Source organism: Alicyclobacillus dauci (assembly GCF_026651605.1).
Lineage (GTDB): Bacteria > Bacillota > Bacilli > Alicyclobacillales > Alicyclobacillaceae > Alicyclobacillus > Alicyclobacillus dauci.
In genome coordinates this window covers 2,428,260-2,443,922 of the sequence record NZ_CP104064.1, presented here as the reverse complement: position 1 = coordinate 2,443,922, position 15,663 = coordinate 2,428,260, and the positions used below count along the sequence as shown (strand labels likewise).

Genomic DNA, 15,663 nt, shown 5'->3' with positions numbered 1-15,663 from the left:
GGCGGAACAAAAGAGGTTTGTACCTTGGCCTAACCCTGCTCGTTCGGATCGGGTTCAGTGTGAATCCTGGTCCAGCGATCTTTGTCTCGCGTTTCAAACTTGTGCATAACCGCCTCAAACGCGTCGGTTAGATTAATGTCGAGTCGATTGGCCAGACACGCTATCACAAACAGCATATCCCCTAGTTCCAGGGCAATGTTCCCTTCTGGCTCATCTTTCTTTTTCGGTTTTTCTCCATAATGATGATTGACTTCACGAGCCAGTTCACCGAGTTCCTCAGACAATCGGACCACAAGTGTCATCGGTTGAAAGTATCCCTCTTGAAACTGCCCTATGTACTCGTCCACCCGTTTCTGCAAGACCTGAATGTCCACACAGTACGCCCCTTCGCAAACGATGTAGCTCCATTATAGCCCACAGTGAACGCGAAACATAAACGTTCAGCTTGGACATATGAATGTATGGACAATCGCGGACCAGCTCGGATCGTCAGTCTGGCTGTGAAAAAGGAGTGATGAGCTTGAGCCGAGGCAAAAAAAGCCACCTATCTACCCTGCTGCTGGCCGTGATGGCGATCATCTTTACAATCGCGCTCGTGGTCTACCCAAAGCAGGCGTTTGAGGCCGGTATGTCGGGCTTAAAAGTGTGCTGGGAAGTTATTATTCCGTCACTTCTGCCCTTCTTCGTGCTCTCGGAAATTTTGTTGGGGCTGGGTGTCGTTAGAGGATTTGGCGTGCTTCTCGAACCACTCATGCGACCATTGTTCAGCGTACCCGGTGTTGGCGCGTTTGCACTCTCCATGGGCCTTGCTGCCGGATATCCAATGGATGCCGTGATCACGGCACGCTTCCGGGAGACAAACCAATGCACCCGAATCGAAGGAGAACGACTTCTCGCATTTACAAACACAGCCGATCCGCTGTTCATGTTCGGTGCCGTCGCAGTTGGCATGCTTAAATCACCAGCGGTCGGCGGTCTACTAGCAGTCGCACACTATATTTCCTCGTTTCTGGTGGGGGTTCTCTTCAAGTTCTGGGGACGAAATGACAAAACGCATCTAGCGGAACTGCAGGCACGAAACAACGTGCGTCCGCGGGGAAACCTGATTAAACGCGCGTTCCAAGAAACACTTCGAGCTCGAGACGAGGATGGACGTCCGTTTGGCAAGCTGCTCGGCAATTCTGTAACGGAGTCGATTCAAACGATCCTCATGATCTGTGGTTTTATTGTGTTCTTTGCGGTGCTAATTGAGATCCTCCACATCAGCGGCATCATGGCCATTGTTGCTTGGCCAATTGCGCTGGTATACCACTTGTTCCATATCAATGGAGGCTTGGTCAATCCCACTTTAGCAGGTATTCTTGAACTCGATATCGGCAGTGCCCAAGCGGCTGCGGCAGGTTCGGCACCGATGCTGCAAAAGCTTGCACTCATCAGCGGCATTATCGCCTGGAGTGGACTGTCCGTCCACGCGCAGGTTGCCAGTGTTTTAACACAGACGGACATCCGGATGAAACCGTATTTTCTGGCGCGGTTTCTGCACGCTGTGTTGGCAGCAGCTTTAACGGTAGTACTCTGGTTCTTGGGCATGGGCCAAACGGCAGCCCAAGCATTTGCCCACGTCACATCGTTCACTGCTGTTGGTGCGGCGTCGACCGGCCATTCGTTCTGGCACGTCACGAAGTACGGATTTTCTTTCTGGATTATTGCTATCTGCGCCATGCTTGGCGCTTCAGTCATCTTTGGTATGTTCAGACGGGTGCGCATCATCAGCTTTCATGCTCGCATAAAATAGGGATCAAACTCCGCCTTGGATCACATATCAGTACAATGAACAGTCCCCTTCACGTCGTGATGCGTGAAAAGGGGCTGCTTTTCTTTTGCAGGCCACGGGCTTGGTCAGCCACTACACCATTAAATCTGGTCGCTAAACCTATGCACGCCATCGTAGCTTCCGCGGCGATCAAACAAAACAAGGTCGACACTGGTTTCACAAATCCTTGTCAGTGTCGACCTTGTCCCATTAAGGAAGGAGAGAAGGGAAATAGTGGTGGCCAACCAGTTGGTCATACAATACAAAAGCGGCCAACACCCATGTGTAAAGGGCGAAAATTCGCATGCGACTGCGGTTGACCAACCAACGCGTACCGATGACTGCGAAATAGCCGGCAATGGCAGCAGCCAGTGTGCCCGCCAACATTTGACCCCAGGGCAAGGCCAGCGCTCCGGCCGGGTTTTCGAAGATATCATCCAGCTTGACGAGCGTTGCTCCTAAGATGGCTGGAATGGACAGAACGAAGGAAAAACTCGTTGCGGCATCCCGGCCCATCCCCCTCCACAACCCAGCCGCAATCGTTAACCCAGACCGCGATAACGCTGGCAAAATGGCGATTCCTTGGAATGTCCCGATCCATAAACTATCCGATACGGACATCGTCGACTCGTTCTTCTTCCCAGTGGCGACGCTGTCCATCCACCAAAGTACGACACCTGTGATGACAAACTCGAAGCCAATCGTGATTCCCGAGTCAAATAAGCTTTCAAACCACTCTTCACAGATTGCCCCAACGACTGCCGTGGGAAGTAATGCTACGAGAATCATCCAGGTCGTTCGCGACTTTGGGTGCGACATGAGCCAAGCGACCTCTTTGCGCATGGCGTACAGCACTGCAACCAATGTTCCCAGGTGAAGCAGTAGAATGAATAGCGTGTCGCTTTCAACATGGATATGCCATAACTTTTCCACGAGGACGACGTGGCCTGTACTGCTGATGGGTAAAAATTCGGTCACGCCTTGCACGATTCCCATGATAATGGCCTGCAACGTGGTCATATCCACCCTCCTTTATAAAATTGTCAAAGAACAGGACATGCCTACTAGATGTATATGGCGTGCATGCATGAACATGTCCAATCGTCAGAACACCTGGCATGATTCTGTGTTCTTGTCCATATCTATAAGCGTGCGTGTATGGGGGGGTCTGCATGTCGAAGCGATTAATGAGTATTCAAGTCGCCTGCGTCTATATTGGTACAGTGGTCGGCGCAGGGTTTGCCTCCGGGCGTGAGGTATACGAGTTCTTTGTCCGGTTCGGTCCCGTCGCCTATTTGTCCATCGTCTTTGTCACAGTTCTATTCGCATGGCTCGGGTATCGACTTATGGCGCTTGGAGCCGTTTTGAAAGCCTCATCGTTTCGCGATCTCAACGCTCATATGTTTGGCCCTCGTCTTCGGCGTACGATTGATGCCGTTTTGCTCATCATGCTGTTCGGCGTTACAGTCGCCATGCTTGCAGGGACGGGTGAGTTGTTCAAAGAACAGCTCAGTATGCCATTTACAATCGGTGTATTTGTTGGAATTATTGCGACATTTGCAACCATGGCATTTGGAATGAACGGTCTCATGAAGGTCAACAGTGTCATCGTGCCTATGCTTGTCTCGTTTGTCCTATACACGGCCATTCACACATTGCTCCATCATCATCACGCCGTTCAGCCAGCGCTGCATCATACAGGACCAACCAATCAATTTGGGTTTCCGGTATGGCTTTCAGCCCTTCTTTATGCCGCAATGAACATTGGATTGTCTGTCGGCGTGCTGGTTCCCTTGGGTGGACAAATCGGGGAGATCAAAGTACTCAAACATGGTGCGGTGTTGGGTGCGATTGGTCTCGGTGGAATGCTGCTTGCTGTCGCCTTCGCCCTGTTCACATACATGCCTGAAGCAATGCTGTACGCCATCCCAATGGCATACATCGCAGGTCACTTTGCGCCTTGGCTAACGGGGTGCTTTATCGCTGTCCTATTCGGGGAAATATACTCAACGTTAGTCGGGAATGTCTATGCATTGACCGCGACGGTAGCGGCAAGTCGCAAGCAACTTCTCATAGGCAGTGGCGTGACCCTTCTGCTAGCCGGTGCTTTCAGTCATTTTGGATTCAGAGCTATTGTCGCCTATGCATATACGACATTTGGCTGGATCAGCCTGTTTTTTATTCTGGTTCTCGCGTTTCACAGAAGTCGATTGCCCCAATCATAAGTGCTCCGTATAATAGCCACGGAGACAGGTCAACATTTGTCTCATACGGATTGATATCGAAGGAGCTTGCAAATGTTGTATAGGAGTCCTGTTCAGTGGCTCATGATTCTTGCCGGCAGTCTCATCTATTCCATTGGCCTTAATGGTTTTTTGATAACGAACCATTTGGCCGAAGGCGGTTTTGTCGGCATCTCGGTTCTGCTTCTCTATCTGTTTCACCTTCCTGTGGGTGCAACGTTTTTCATCTTGAATATTCCTCTTCTGTTTATTGCGTGGCGGATGTTCGGTCGCCAGTTCGTCTTAAATACAGGGGTTGGAGTAATCGGTGTGTCTGTTTTCAGCGAATTGACGAAATTTATTCACATTCCGACCGAAGACAGATTGCTGGCTGCGCTCTATGCCGGCGTTGTCACGGGAATCGGTCTTGGACTCATTTTTCGAACAGGTGGCACAACTGGTGGAGCAGACATTATCGCACGTATTCTACGCCACTATCGTGGTGTTGGAATGGGAAGAACACTGTTTTCTATCGACCTCATCGTCATCTTGATGGTTATTGTTGTGATTGGAAAACAGGTAGCGATGTATTCGTTGGTGGCTCTGTTCGTCTCAAGTCGCGTTATCGACTTTGTCATCGAAGGTGCACAGAGCGGTAAAGCGTTGACGATCATCTCCGAGAACCACTCGGCGATTGTGGCGGCCATTCACGAGCAATTGGAACGCGGGACGACACTGCTACAGGCAATGGGAGGATACACCGGGCAATCACGCCAAGTGGTCTACTGTGTCGTAGCTCGGGAAGAGGTTGTTCGCGTACAACGAATTGTCCACGAAGTAGATCCAAAAGCGTTTGTAACCGTCAGTAACGTGCACGAGGTGCTCGGTGAGGGGTTTACATACGATGTGACAGTCAATTCGCCGTTAAAACGGCGTTTTTTAAAGAACAAAAATTAGATTCCCAGGTGGGACCCCTAGCCCCTGAACAAGCCATGAGCACGTACGCCCAAAGACGTAGATGAGCCTGGTTTAGGGACTAGGTACCATCTCAAAGCCTGACGTGTGAACCTCTGTTCTGACACGGTCCGAGGATGGGCTTCGTGTTTAAATGCCAAGTGGCGCTAGCTCACTCTGGTCAAACTCGATGAGCTTTTTGCTCGCTATAATAAAAGCTGTTCTATCCCCTGAATCCAACGCCTCATCCACTGCCTTCATCAGTTGCTTCCGGCAATGAGCACGAAGTGCTTGATCAATCACCCATTCTGCTTGTAGAGACAAGAGTTCACGGACAGCTGGATCCATTTCGGTTCTTGCTGGCTCTTCAAGCACCGCTGCAAACTCGGGGCAGGTTGAACGCTCCTTGAAGAATAAGCCAACGTATATGTCTTCATCGGGATGTTGATAAAGATCGATAAACGCTTGTTCAACGTCTGTTGTGACCGGCTTATTGCGGCGATAGAAGCGAAACGGAGCAACGTGAACACAAGTGGTTGAGATGACAATCACGCGGGAAAAGTGACGAAAGTTATCGACGAAATGAACGCGCTGCAACACGTTTTCACGAGTCATCATGTAACGCAACAACATTTCAGCCTCACGACTTTGCAAATCGTAATTGGCCAGAAACCAGCGCAGAAAATGTTTCTTCTCAGCAACGGATACGATGGTTCCCATAGCCATTCTCCTCCCTGTTTCACCATGTCTCCGATAATACGGCCGAGCTTCGGTGCCACAAACAAATTTTCGAATTGTTTGTTTATTGTATTCTGGCACATACTTTAGTTTTCCTGCAGACGTCCGTTTTTCTAAATTTGTGTGATCCGCCGTGCCATTCAGCCGATTATCAGGAACTTAAAGGACGCGACGACGACTGATGTGCAGCCTGCCATTCAATGAGGGTCCGTTCCACATTTCCAGGGATTGGACCAAGGCTGCATTTGGTCAACATGTCACGCCAGGCAGTGAAGTCGTAACCTGCTTGGAATCCCCGTTCAACCGTCCTCTCGAGAATGCGATAGATGCGAATTGCTCCAGCACTCTTCAGATCAGCGAACTGAGACAGGACGGCTTCGGTTTTGCCGTCGTGAACAGTGACCATCACTTCAAAATTGGGTTGGACGATGAGTGACGCTTGACTGGTTGTTTTGTCTACTAAATCCATTTCGTCTTGCGTTAGTAATTCTTGACCGAGATTCGTCATTTGAAACCATAAATCATCAGATTCTTGATCAAAACCTGTTCTGAGAACGCCCAAGTGGGTCAGCATCTTAACAATGCGGGTATTCCATACATCTTCTTGCGTGTCATAGTAAAACGAATTGACCATCAGATCACAAGCGGCAAGAACAGACGAACTGGAAACCCAACGATCCGCGACTCTGCGAATCACTTCAACAATGTCCCGCAAGCGCGGAATGGGACGACGATAGAGGCTGAGATAGAAGTGAACCATTCTTTGCAACTGACCTGGCCGAGACTTTTCTCGCCAGGTCATCCCTGCCTCGGAAACCTGTAGCGTTAGGTTCGTGCTTTCGACCAGAATACCGTGTTGGTAAGCAAAATCATACAGCAAAGCAAGTCTGTCCGGGTAGTCATGTGTGCGCCGTCCATAGCCAAAACGCCATTCAGAAACCTTTAAGTCCTCCGGTACCTCGAATAGCTCCATCAACTGTTGCGTATGCCGTTTGTACATAGCACCGTCAGTCGTCAGTTGGACTTCGTGGTTTAGCACATAATCAATGAGGGTGTGCAGATCATTCACCAGGGCATGTACTTCATCTCGTTGAATGAGTGGCTCCGTCTCCCGGTTAACTACTTTACTGGTAAAATCACGAAACAGACTGGCTTGAATGGCCTCGTGGATTTCCATTGGAATCACGTAACGAGGCCGCAGGGATCGGTCTTGTCGAGCAAACATCCACCCTTGTCCCAAAGCCCGATTGATGTCGTCCCGATTCATTCCCGTTGCCATGAACAAGGCTTCGATTTCCTCTGATGAAAATTGCGATCGATTAGACATTCCAATACGTAACAGAACCTCTCCCCACTCACCGAGCCAACTCCTGACCAGCCTCTCAACCTCTGACCGAATCTGCAAGTTGTATAGGATGGATTGATACAAGTCGTTTTTGGAATGCAATGAACAGGTCAAGTCTTGGTGAATGGCAATCGATCGCAATGTGTTCACAGACGCATGATTTAGACATTCATTGAGTTTCAATTTCATTCGTCCCTTCGCTGAAGTCAGCGGCGGTACATTGATTGTAGGCAAACCCGTGTTCGACCAGGAAACGCTGTCGGTGTGCTGCAGTTTTCTCCTCGATGGTTCCATCGCTTACCAACGTGTAAAAATGACCTCCCTGCGCCTTCGGCCGCAACAATCGTCCCAGACGTTGAGCCTCTTCTTGCCTAGATCCAAACAATCCGGAGATTTGGATGGCCACGTCCGCATTCGGCAAATCAACTGCTACGTTCGCAATACGGGAGAGTACTAAGATCGGAAGCTCGCCCGCGCGAAACCGCTCGTAGGTCTCTAAGCGCACGTTTCTCGGTGTTTCCCCACTGAGCATGGGACAGTTCATCGCATCTGCGACGATTGCCAAAAACGCCGTATAATGCCCCATAATGAGAATTTGGTCCGCACGATGCTTTGCGCAGATGTCTTTCACGACGTCCAGTTTCGCTTTGTTGTCCGCTGCAATTCGATGACGCATACGGACCGATGCTTGTTCGTACTTTTGTCGTGTCAAGTCGTCAAGCGGAACACGGACTTCCGTGCATCGAACATGTGACAGATACCCTTCACGAACGAGATCTTCTGCATATATTTCAAAACACTTTGGTCCAACGAGTGAAAACACATCAGATGCTCGTCCGTCCTCGCGGATAAGCGTCGCACTGAGCCCCAGTCGCCTGGCGCCTTGGAGATCTGCTGCGAACCGGAACAGAGGGGCAGGCAGTAAATGAACTTCATCGTAAATGATGAGGCCCCAGTCGCTCTCCGTGTAGCGGTGAAACTGGTGATATTCGCCCGATCGCCTTTTGGCTGTGAGGCGCTGGTAAGTCGTGATGGTCACTGGACGAAGATCTCCCTTTCCATCGTCGATACAGACGTCCTCTTCTCTCAATGTCGTCCATTTAACGATGTGTGTATACCACTGGGCAGCGGCCGCCTCATTCGGTACTAAGACGAGTGTTCGGAGCTTTAGTCTCGTCATGACGCCCACACCGACCACAGTTTTTCCAGCGCCACAAGGTAGAACCATGACACCGGACGTCGTTTCCTGTTCGGTAAAGGCATCAACCGCGCGGGCTTGATACGGACGGAGTGTGACGTGTTCGCGTAGCCAAATGTCAAGGTGAAGTTTCTCCTCCTCTGCTCCAGTCCGTTCATCCTCACGGATTGAATAGTTCTCTGCAGCGAGTGCCATTTTGACAGAGAATCGGGCGCCCTTAGAAATGATCACCTCACCCGATCTCACTCTCTTCAGAAACTTGGACACGGAGGGGAGTGCTTGAATCTCCTGTAGAATCTGCGGTTCACCGACAAGTCTCAACCCTTTCGGATGTGGAACAAAGGCAAGACACTCGAACCGTTTCATCGTGTTGACAATGTACGTTTGCATGGCGAGAGGAAGTGGAGCTGCAGCGAGATTTCGTAAACATTGAATGACATCCAGTGCCGTGAGACCTTCTCGGCATGCCCCCCAAAGCCGCTCGTTGGTTATTTGGTAGACATGAATTGGAGGCATAGCTTGTATCCGCTCAGCAAACTGATGAAGATCGAGAATTGCCGGCGTTCTATCCACACTATCCACATCGTGTACATACAAGGTGTTTTCTCCTTGTGGGTAGAGAAGCAACAATACCCTCCCCATTCAGTGGTTTCATACTATGTATTTTTCATGAAATTGGGGGAACGTATACAGCGTGTTGAACAAAAAAAGAGGAATCCGCTTTCACGGATTCCAAACAGGAGATTCTGCTAGGAGTGGAGAGAAATCAGAACATAACACCCTTCGAGAGTTAGCATATCTCATCATGGAAACGCTGTCAATACCAAATCTTCTAGTTAAGTTCGTGTAGTCAGTGGCGATCTCGATCGCCATTGACATGACGCCTTGATTCCCATGTAGATCTCGCGTCTTTCGCAGCGCGTAAAAGACGTTCCAGCTCCTGTACGTCTCCGTCTTCCAGAACCTGTTCGAAGGCGAGAATTTGGCGCTTGAGCGCAAGCAAGTACCGCTGTACATTCGGTTTGTTTGTCATGAGCGTGTCCACCCAGAACTCGCTCGGAGACGCTGCCAGTCTGGTGATGTCCCAAAACGCAGGACCCGCGATGGAAGGTCGGCTATCCTCTTCTGCCCCACCCTGTTCGTGACTGGCCAGCATAGCGGACAACGATGCCAAGTGGATACCATGGCTCACTGATGCCATCCACTCATCGTGTGTCGCCGCATCAGCGACGAACGTCGGACGCGCTCCAAGCGAAACGACAAACTGAATGAGTGACTGAGGCGTACTCCACGATTCAAGAAAAATCCAGGGCCTGTCCACGAACAAAGCAGCTTCAGCATCTTTAGGACCACCACTTGCCTTCCCCGCCATAGGGTGAGAAGGAACAAATTTGTCCTGCATTTGCGCCAACTCCGCTGCCTCGCAAATCGGGGATTTGATACTGCAGAGATCGACAATATAGTGACCCACGTTCGCCAAGCGAGGTAACATCCTAGAGGCTACGCCAGGAGGTACAGCCAGAAACGTCACATCATAGTGATCTTGAATATCAGAAAATGTCTCGTATATATGGGAAAAACAACCGTGTTCCGCGGCCTGTTTGCGATGAGACTGGCTTACTTCCATCGCATCAACGGTGGTGCTAGGGCACGCCCGCTTGATTGCGAGCGCAAGCGACGTGCCCATTAAACCAGCACCTATGATCAAGATGTTTGGGAATGAGAGGGAATCCACAATTACACCACACTGTGTTGCTTTGTGAAGGACTGAACTAACTCGAATGTTTGACGTACCTGCTCCGCCATATCCGAAAACTGATCCAGCGTGAGCGTTTGGCCTCCGTCAGACCACGCCTCTTCCGGTTTTGGATGCACTTCGACAATGACACCCGCAGCCCCGGCGGCAATACCTGCCCTGGCCATCGTTGTCACGTAGCGAGCATAACCAATTCCGTGGCTTGGATCGACAAGAACGGGTAGATGTGACAGATGCTGTACGACCGGCACTGCGTTTAAGTCTAGCGTGTTGCGAGTATATGTTTCAAATGTGCGAATGCCGCGTTCACATAAAATGACGTTGGGGTTGCCTTCGGACATGATATATTCTGCGGACATCAGCCATTCTTCGATACTATTTGCAAAACCACGTTTGAGAAGTACGGGTGTTTGGGTCTTGCCCACAGCTTTTAAGAGGGCAAAATTCTGCATGTTGCGTGCGCCGATTTGCAGAACATCGACGTAACTGGTAATCATGTCGACAAGCCCCGGCTCCATAATCTCGGAGACGATGGCAAGCCCGGTTTCTTCGCGTGCGGCCGCTAAGTATTTGAGACCTTCCTCACCAAGCCCCTGGAACGAGTACGGGGACGATCTCGGTTTAAACGCCCCACCACGCAGCATCTGTGCACCACTTGCTTTGACCGCGCGTGCAATTTCCAAGAGGCCATCTTGCGACTCGACCGAACACGGACCAGCCATAATCGTCGGTTCGCTGCCGCCGATGATGTGGTCCCCTACCTTGACTGTCGTGTTATCTGGGTGAAACGCACGGCTTGCGAGTTTGAATGGGTTGCTGACCGGTACGAGTTTTTCAACACCAGGCATACCTTCGATGCCTAATCCTCGAACACGCTCTTTGGGACCAATGACACCCACAATGGTGGTTTCTGCACCTTCGGACAGGTGAACACCCAGTCCCTTCTGCTTGAGCACATCCATCACGCGTTCAACTTCGGCTTTTGTGGAACCTTCTTTCATCACAACGATCACGGCAATCTCCCTCTCCAAGCATTTTGTCAATTATTTTTCTGAAAAGTCTATCACAGTTTTCCGTGCGAACCAACCAGTAAATCATTTACATGCAGGCGATCTTTAACTCCGCTGTAAATGTTCTCACGTCCGCCAACGTCTGCTCCAGACCCTGCTCAGCCACTTTTTCGATCCGCCGTACATATGCACTCCCGACAATGACGCCATCTGCATACCGACTGATTTCTCGAGCGTGCTCAGGCGAACTGACACCGAAACCAACGCAAGCCGGGACTGCCGTATACCGCTTGATGCTCTCCACCAGGGACTCGACATGGGCAGAGACCGACGCCCGTTCTCCCGTGACACCAAGCGAAGAGACACAATAGACGAAACCGCTCGCCTGCGTGCATATTTGTCGCACTCGGTCGTCACCCGATGTTGGGGCGACCAGTGGAATAAACGAAATTCCATTCTCCCGTGCGATATCCGCTAGTTCAGGCGCCTCTTCGAGCGGAACGTCGGGGACAATGACACCATCGCCACCTGATGCGGCCAGTTGTTCGAAGAAGGTACGAATACCGTATTGCAGGATGGGATTCACGTACGTGAAGGCAATCAGCGGCTTATCCGTCTGTTCCCGAATATCCGATATGAGACGCATACTATCAGGCAGTTGAAATCCTCTTTGCAGACTACGCACGGCTCCAGCCTGGATGACCGGGCCATCGGCCAGGGGATCCGAATAAGGCAAGCCTATTTCAATCATATCTGCTCCCGACTCCAGAATTCCCTGGATAAGCCTGCGAGAGGAATCAAAGTCGGGATCGCCTGCTACGACAAAGGGAATCAAGGCAGCACGCCCTGCAATGGACTTAAAAGTTCGTTCGATCCGGTTCACGCTGGATCCCCCCCATTCAAGTTGGCAACTTGTTCGACGTCTTTGTCGCCGCGACCTGAAAGACAAATGACAACATGGTCATCTTTCGAGAAGTTTTTGGCCTCCCTCATGACGTAGGCAACAGCGTGTGCACTCTCCAGCGCCGGAATGATTCCTTCGGTTTTTGAGAGATAGTAAAAAGCCTCCAAGGCCTCCTCATCTGAGACAGGTACGTAGGTTGCTCGCCCGGACGCCGACAAGTGCGCGTGCTCAGGACCGATACCAGGGTAGTCCAATCCGGCAGATATAGAGTGTGCCGGCGTCACTTGTCCGAAGTCGTCTTGCAGCAACATCGTTTTGGAACCGTGCAAAACGCCTGGACGGCCACGATTGATACTCGCAGCGTGCTCTTCCGTGTGAATACCCCGTCCAGCGGCCTCGACACCAACCAGGCGAACAGAGGTGTCCTTTACAAATGGATAGAAAATACCCATGGCATTACTGCCGCCACCAACAGCGGCCACGATGACGTCTGGTAACCGTCCTTGTTGCTCCTGCAGTTGGGACTTCGTTTCGTCTCCGATGATCCGTTGGAAATCCCGCACCATCTTCGGGTACGGGTGGGGGCCGACGACTGAACCGATAATGTAGTACGTGTCATCCACGTGCGACACCCAGTGACGAATCGCTTCATTCGTCGCATCTTTGAGTGTCCTTGTGCCGGAAGTGGCCGGAACCACCTCTGCCCCGAGCATGCGCATCCGGAAGACATTGAGTGCTTGCCTGCGCATGTCTTCTTCGCCCATAAACACGGTGCATTCAAGACCGAATCGAGCTGCTACAGTGGCTGATGCCACGCCGTGTTGTCCCGCGCCTGTTTCAGCGATGATGCGTTTCTTGCCCGTGTGAACAGCAAGCAAGGCCTGTCCGATAGTATTGTTGATCTTGTGTGCTCCCGTGTGGTTCAGATCTTCCCGTTTTAAATAAATCCGAGGTCCGCCCAGAGCAGACGTCAGACGTTCCGCGAAATAGAGTGGCGTAGGACGCCCAGCATACTGCGTTAAGAAATACGACAGTTCTTGTTGAAATGTATCGTCAGCACGCAATCTCAGATAGTCTTTCTCCAATTGGATCAAAGCCGACATCAGCGTTTCAGGAACATACCGTCCGCCAAATTCACCAAATCGGCCATTTATATCGGGAAAGGAGTATGTTTCGCTCATCAACCATTCACCGCCTCTAGCAATTGTACGATTCGTTGTGTGTTTTTTCTTCCGTCGACCTCAACACCGGATGATACATCGACGCCGGTCGGCTGGCAGGAATCTAACAGGCTTCGCACGTTGTCTGGACCAATGCCGCCCGCGACCCACCAATTCATGCCTACCAAGTGGGGGGTCAATTGTTGGAGACAACTCCAGTCAAACGTTCTTCCATACCCACCCGTCACCTTTGCACCAGTCGGTGGTGATGCGTCCAACAACAGTCCGTTCGTCACATCCGCGTACAATTCAATCTCCCTAGTAAGCCGGTCGAGATCTGCTCCCTGGGTAACTGTCGTAGGCACCTTCAGTACCTTCCACACGTCTAATCCAGCGTCCCGCAGGACCGTGCAATCCGCCACGGACTCATCTCCGTGCAGTTGCGCGACGCGAACGCCACTTTCCCGGACGACCTTCAAGACATCCGCCATCGGGGCGTTTGCGAACACACCCACCGTCCGGCACGAGTGATGCACGTTCGACGTAATGGTGCGAGCAGCAGCGGGATCGACATACCGCTTTGAAGGAGGCACAAAGATGATGCCGACGTGTGTGACGAACGGGTGCGCTGTGAATTGCAAATCGTCACCAGGACGCAATCCGCATATCTTCACTTGCGCTTGGGTCGTCATCGAACTTCCACTGACGCGGGCGCGAACGGAACTTGCAGGTCAGATAGGCATTGTGCCACATTCGCCAGGTCCTTGTGCCGCATCAGCAACTCCCCGACGAGAATCGCGTGTGCACCAGCATCGACCATGCGTTGCGCGTCGTCACGTCCGAAGATTCCACTCTCTGAGATGACCACTTGGTTTTTCGGAAGGGCTGCGATGGTTTGTTCGGTGATGCCGAGATCGACTTCGAACGTGTGCAAATTCCGGTTGTTAATTCCGATCACACTTGGCGAAGCGGCGAGTGCTGCGTCCACTTCATGAAGGCCGTGAACTTCAAGCAACACGTCCAATCCCAAAGATTGCGCGTAAGCTGATAATTCACTTAGGCGCCGCGGAGCAAGTGCAGCTGCGATGAGTAGAACCACGTCTGCCCCAGCGGCGTACGCTTCGTCAATCTGAATTTCGTCAATGATGAAGTCCTTGCGCAACACAGGAATCGTTACGGATTTGCGAACCTCCCGTAGATCTTCCATGGATCCACCGAAGAAATCCCGATCCGTCAACACAGAAATAGCCGTTGCACCCGCTCTTTCGTACACTTTGGCCCGCGCTATGGGATCGATTTCTGATTGAATGACCCCTTTTGACGGACTCTTTCGTTTGATCTCAGAAATGACGCCAAGCGACGACCGCTGTAAAAGCGCACCTTTGAATGAGCGAAAATCACGCTTTTTGCTTGTATTGAAAGACGCGCGGGCACGTTGTAATGTTGCGACTTCGGCCCGCTTGGTCTCTAAAATGTTATCTAAGAAACTCATCCACCGATCACCTCCGCTGAATACGGAGCAAATTCGTGGCTAGCACGGACGAACTCCTGTAGCTTTTGCTGTGCTGCACCTGAATCAATGACCTCACGGGCTCGTTTCACACCGTCCGTCAAGGTTCGAACATGGCCTCCGACGTACAGTGCTGCGGCAGCGTTCAGTAGAACGATATCTCGTTTGGGACCGGGCTGGCCAGCGAGAATGTCATCGATGATCTCGGCGTTTTGCCGTGCGTCACCGCCGCGAACCGCGGAGATATCTGCGCGGTGTAGGCCGACTTCTTCCGGAAGAACGGTAAACAGATCCACCTGCTTGCCTCTCACTTCAGCAACTGTAGTAGGACCGGAAATGGACAATTCGTCTAGGCCACCTGCACCGTGGACGACAAGAACGTGATCGACACCGAGTTCCGCAAGGGCATGGGCCACGGTTTCTACGAGATTTTCACGAAATACACCTAACACCTGCCGCTTAGCGCCTGCCGGATTCGTGAGGGGCCCTAGGATGTTAAAGATGGTGCGGAAACCGAGTTCTTTACGAGCCGTTGCTGCATGTTTCATGGCCGGGTGAAAGACGGGAGCAAACAGAAAGCAGAGGTTGGTTTGCGCGAGAAGTTTCTCACACGTGGATGCATCCAAGTCAATTCGGGCACCCAGCGCTTGCAAGACATCCGCGCTGCCACTTTGACTGGACGCTGCACGATTGCCGTGCTTGGCGACCGGGATCCCCGACGCAGCAGCGATGAGCGCCACCGTCGTGGAAATATTAAACGTGTCTGCTCCGTCACCGCCCGTACCACACGTATCAATGGCATTTGCGGGCGCCGTCATCTGCATGGCATTTCGCCGCATCGCACGAGCGAATCCAGCGATTTCCGACGGATGCTCGCCCCGGACCGCCATTGCACTGATGAGGCCAGCCGTTTGAACGGATGAGACACGTCCATTCATTAACTCATTCATAAATTCTTCTGCCACGTCCACGTCCAAAGCGTGTCCTGTGGCGACCGTACGCAATGCGAGATCTACAGTGCGATTCATCTCAACAAAAGCTCCTCTCAGGAAC

The 15,663-nt window shown here is 51.5% G+C and carries 15 protein-coding genes; 3 read left to right on the top strand and 12 right to left on the bottom strand.

The annotated features are described in order from the left end of the window. Positions 1 to 29 precede the first annotated feature (29 nt). Positions 30 to 374 (bottom strand): nucleotide pyrophosphohydrolase, encoded by a 345-nt coding sequence (locus NZD86_RS12485; protein ID WP_268042064.1) that lies wholly within the window; start codon positions 372 to 374, stop codon positions 30 to 32. 146 nt (positions 375 to 520) lie between these two features. Here NZD86_RS12485 and ylbJ point away from each other — a divergent pair, with 146 nt between their 5' ends. Continuing rightward, a complete protein-coding gene (gene ylbJ / locus NZD86_RS12480; protein ID WP_268042062.1) occupies positions 521 to 1,795 on the top strand; it encodes a sporulation integral membrane protein YlbJ in 1,275 nt (424 codons plus the stop codon). Between the two features lie 228 nt (positions 1,796 to 2,023). On the opposite strand, the gene NZD86_RS12475 is transcribed toward ylbJ, so the two are convergent. Further along, on the bottom strand, positions 2,024 to 2,833 hold the full coding sequence (locus NZD86_RS12475) for an undecaprenyl-diphosphate phosphatase (RefSeq protein ID WP_268042060.1): 810 nt from the start codon (positions 2,831 to 2,833) through the stop codon (positions 2,024 to 2,026). A 152-nt stretch (positions 2,834 to 2,985) separates the two neighbouring features. Here NZD86_RS12475 and NZD86_RS12470 point away from each other — a divergent pair, with 152 nt between their 5' ends. Together NZD86_RS12470 and NZD86_RS12465 are read left to right on the top strand one after the other, a co-directional pair. Then, a complete protein-coding gene (locus NZD86_RS12470) occupies positions 2,986 to 4,038 on the top strand; it encodes a YkvI family membrane protein (protein ID WP_268042058.1) in 1,053 nt (350 codons plus the stop codon). A gap of 72 nt (positions 4,039 to 4,110) precedes the next feature. Beyond that, positions 4,111 to 4,992, top strand: coding sequence for a YitT family protein (locus NZD86_RS12465; protein ID WP_268042056.1), 882 nt, complete (start codon positions 4,111 to 4,113; stop codon positions 4,990 to 4,992). Between the two features lie 147 nt (positions 4,993 to 5,139). Here NZD86_RS12465 and NZD86_RS12460 read toward each other — a convergent pair whose 3' ends face one another. The 10 genes from NZD86_RS12460 to trpD form a co-directional block, all read right to left on the bottom strand. Continuing rightward, the gene (locus NZD86_RS12460; protein WP_268042054.1) at positions 5,140 to 5,709 is read right to left on the bottom strand and encodes a YpiB family protein; all 570 of its coding nucleotides are present in this window, start codon (positions 5,707 to 5,709) and stop codon (positions 5,140 to 5,142) included. A gap of 169 nt (positions 5,710 to 5,878) precedes the next feature. Beyond that, positions 5,879 to 7,222, bottom strand: coding sequence for a helicase-associated domain-containing protein (locus tag NZD86_RS12455; protein ID WP_268042052.1), 1,344 nt, complete (start codon positions 7,220 to 7,222; stop codon positions 5,879 to 5,881). A gap of 19 nt (positions 7,223 to 7,241) precedes the next feature. Further along, positions 7,242 to 8,867, bottom strand: coding sequence for a DEAD/DEAH box helicase family protein (locus tag NZD86_RS12450; protein ID WP_268042050.1), 1,626 nt, complete (start codon positions 8,865 to 8,867; stop codon positions 7,242 to 7,244). 253 nt (positions 8,868 to 9,120) lie between these two features. Further along, entirely contained in the window at positions 9,121 to 9,978 is an 858-nt protein-coding gene (locus NZD86_RS12445; RefSeq protein WP_268042048.1) for a prephenate dehydrogenase, read from the bottom strand. Positions 9,979 to 10,007: 29 nt separating this feature from the next. Continuing rightward, positions 10,008 to 11,039 (bottom strand): 3-deoxy-7-phosphoheptulonate synthase, encoded by a 1,032-nt coding sequence (gene aroF, locus NZD86_RS12440; protein ID WP_268046864.1) that lies wholly within the window; start codon positions 11,037 to 11,039, stop codon positions 10,008 to 10,010. An 85-nt stretch (positions 11,040 to 11,124) separates the two neighbouring features. Continuing rightward, positions 11,125 to 11,919 carry a tryptophan synthase subunit alpha gene (trpA, locus tag NZD86_RS12435; RefSeq protein WP_268042046.1) on the bottom strand — a complete coding sequence of 265 codons (795 nt, stop codon included), beginning with the start codon at positions 11,917 to 11,919 and terminating at the stop codon, positions 11,125 to 11,127. Beyond that, positions 11,916 to 13,121 (bottom strand): tryptophan synthase subunit beta, encoded by a 1,206-nt coding sequence (gene trpB, locus NZD86_RS12430; protein WP_268042044.1) that lies wholly within the window; start codon positions 13,119 to 13,121, stop codon positions 11,916 to 11,918. Before trpB ends, trpA begins: the two co-directional genes overlap by 4 nt. Next, the gene (locus NZD86_RS12425) at positions 13,121 to 13,792 is read right to left on the bottom strand and encodes a phosphoribosylanthranilate isomerase (RefSeq protein ID WP_268042042.1); all 672 of its coding nucleotides are present in this window, start codon (positions 13,790 to 13,792) and stop codon (positions 13,121 to 13,123) included. Before NZD86_RS12425 ends, trpB begins: the two co-directional genes overlap by 1 nt. Further along, positions 13,789 to 14,592, bottom strand: a complete 804-nt coding sequence (gene trpC, locus NZD86_RS12420; protein ID WP_268042040.1) for an indole-3-glycerol phosphate synthase TrpC — start codon at positions 14,590 to 14,592, stop codon at positions 13,789 to 13,791. The genes NZD86_RS12425 and trpC overlap by 4 nt, the downstream gene beginning before the upstream one ends. Beyond that, a complete protein-coding gene (gene trpD, locus NZD86_RS12415) occupies positions 14,589 to 15,638 on the bottom strand; it encodes an anthranilate phosphoribosyltransferase (protein WP_268042038.1) in 1,050 nt (349 codons plus the stop codon). The genes trpC and trpD overlap by 4 nt, the downstream gene beginning before the upstream one ends. Positions 15,639 to 15,663 lie beyond the last annotated feature (25 nt).

Coding starts and splice junctions, on each gene's coding strand:
- NZD86_RS12465 (WP_268042056.1), top strand. CDS start 4,111: ATGTTGTATAGGAGTCCTGTTCAGTGGCTCATGATTCTTGCCGGCAGT.
- trpC (WP_268042040.1), bottom strand. CDS start 14,592: ATGAGTTTCTTAGATAACATTTTAGAGACCAAGCGGGCCGAAGTCGCA.
- NZD86_RS12460 (WP_268042054.1), bottom strand. CDS start 5,709: ATGGGAACCATCGTATCCGTTGCTGAGAAGAAACATTTTCTGCGCTGG.
- trpD (WP_268042038.1), bottom strand. CDS start 15,638: ATGAATCGCACTGTAGATCTCGCATTGCGTACGGTCGCCACAGGACAC.
- trpB (WP_268042044.1), bottom strand. CDS start 13,121: ATGAGCGAAACATACTCCTTTCCCGATATAAATGGCCGATTTGGTGAA.
- NZD86_RS12475 (WP_268042060.1), bottom strand. CDS start 2,833: ATGACCACGTTGCAGGCCATTATCATGGGAATCGTGCAAGGCGTGACC.
- NZD86_RS12425 (WP_268042042.1), bottom strand. CDS start 13,792: ATGACGACCCAAGCGCAAGTGAAGATATGCGGATTGCGTCCTGGTGAC.
- NZD86_RS12470 (WP_268042058.1), top strand. CDS start 2,986: ATGTCGAAGCGATTAATGAGTATTCAAGTCGCCTGCGTCTATATTGGT.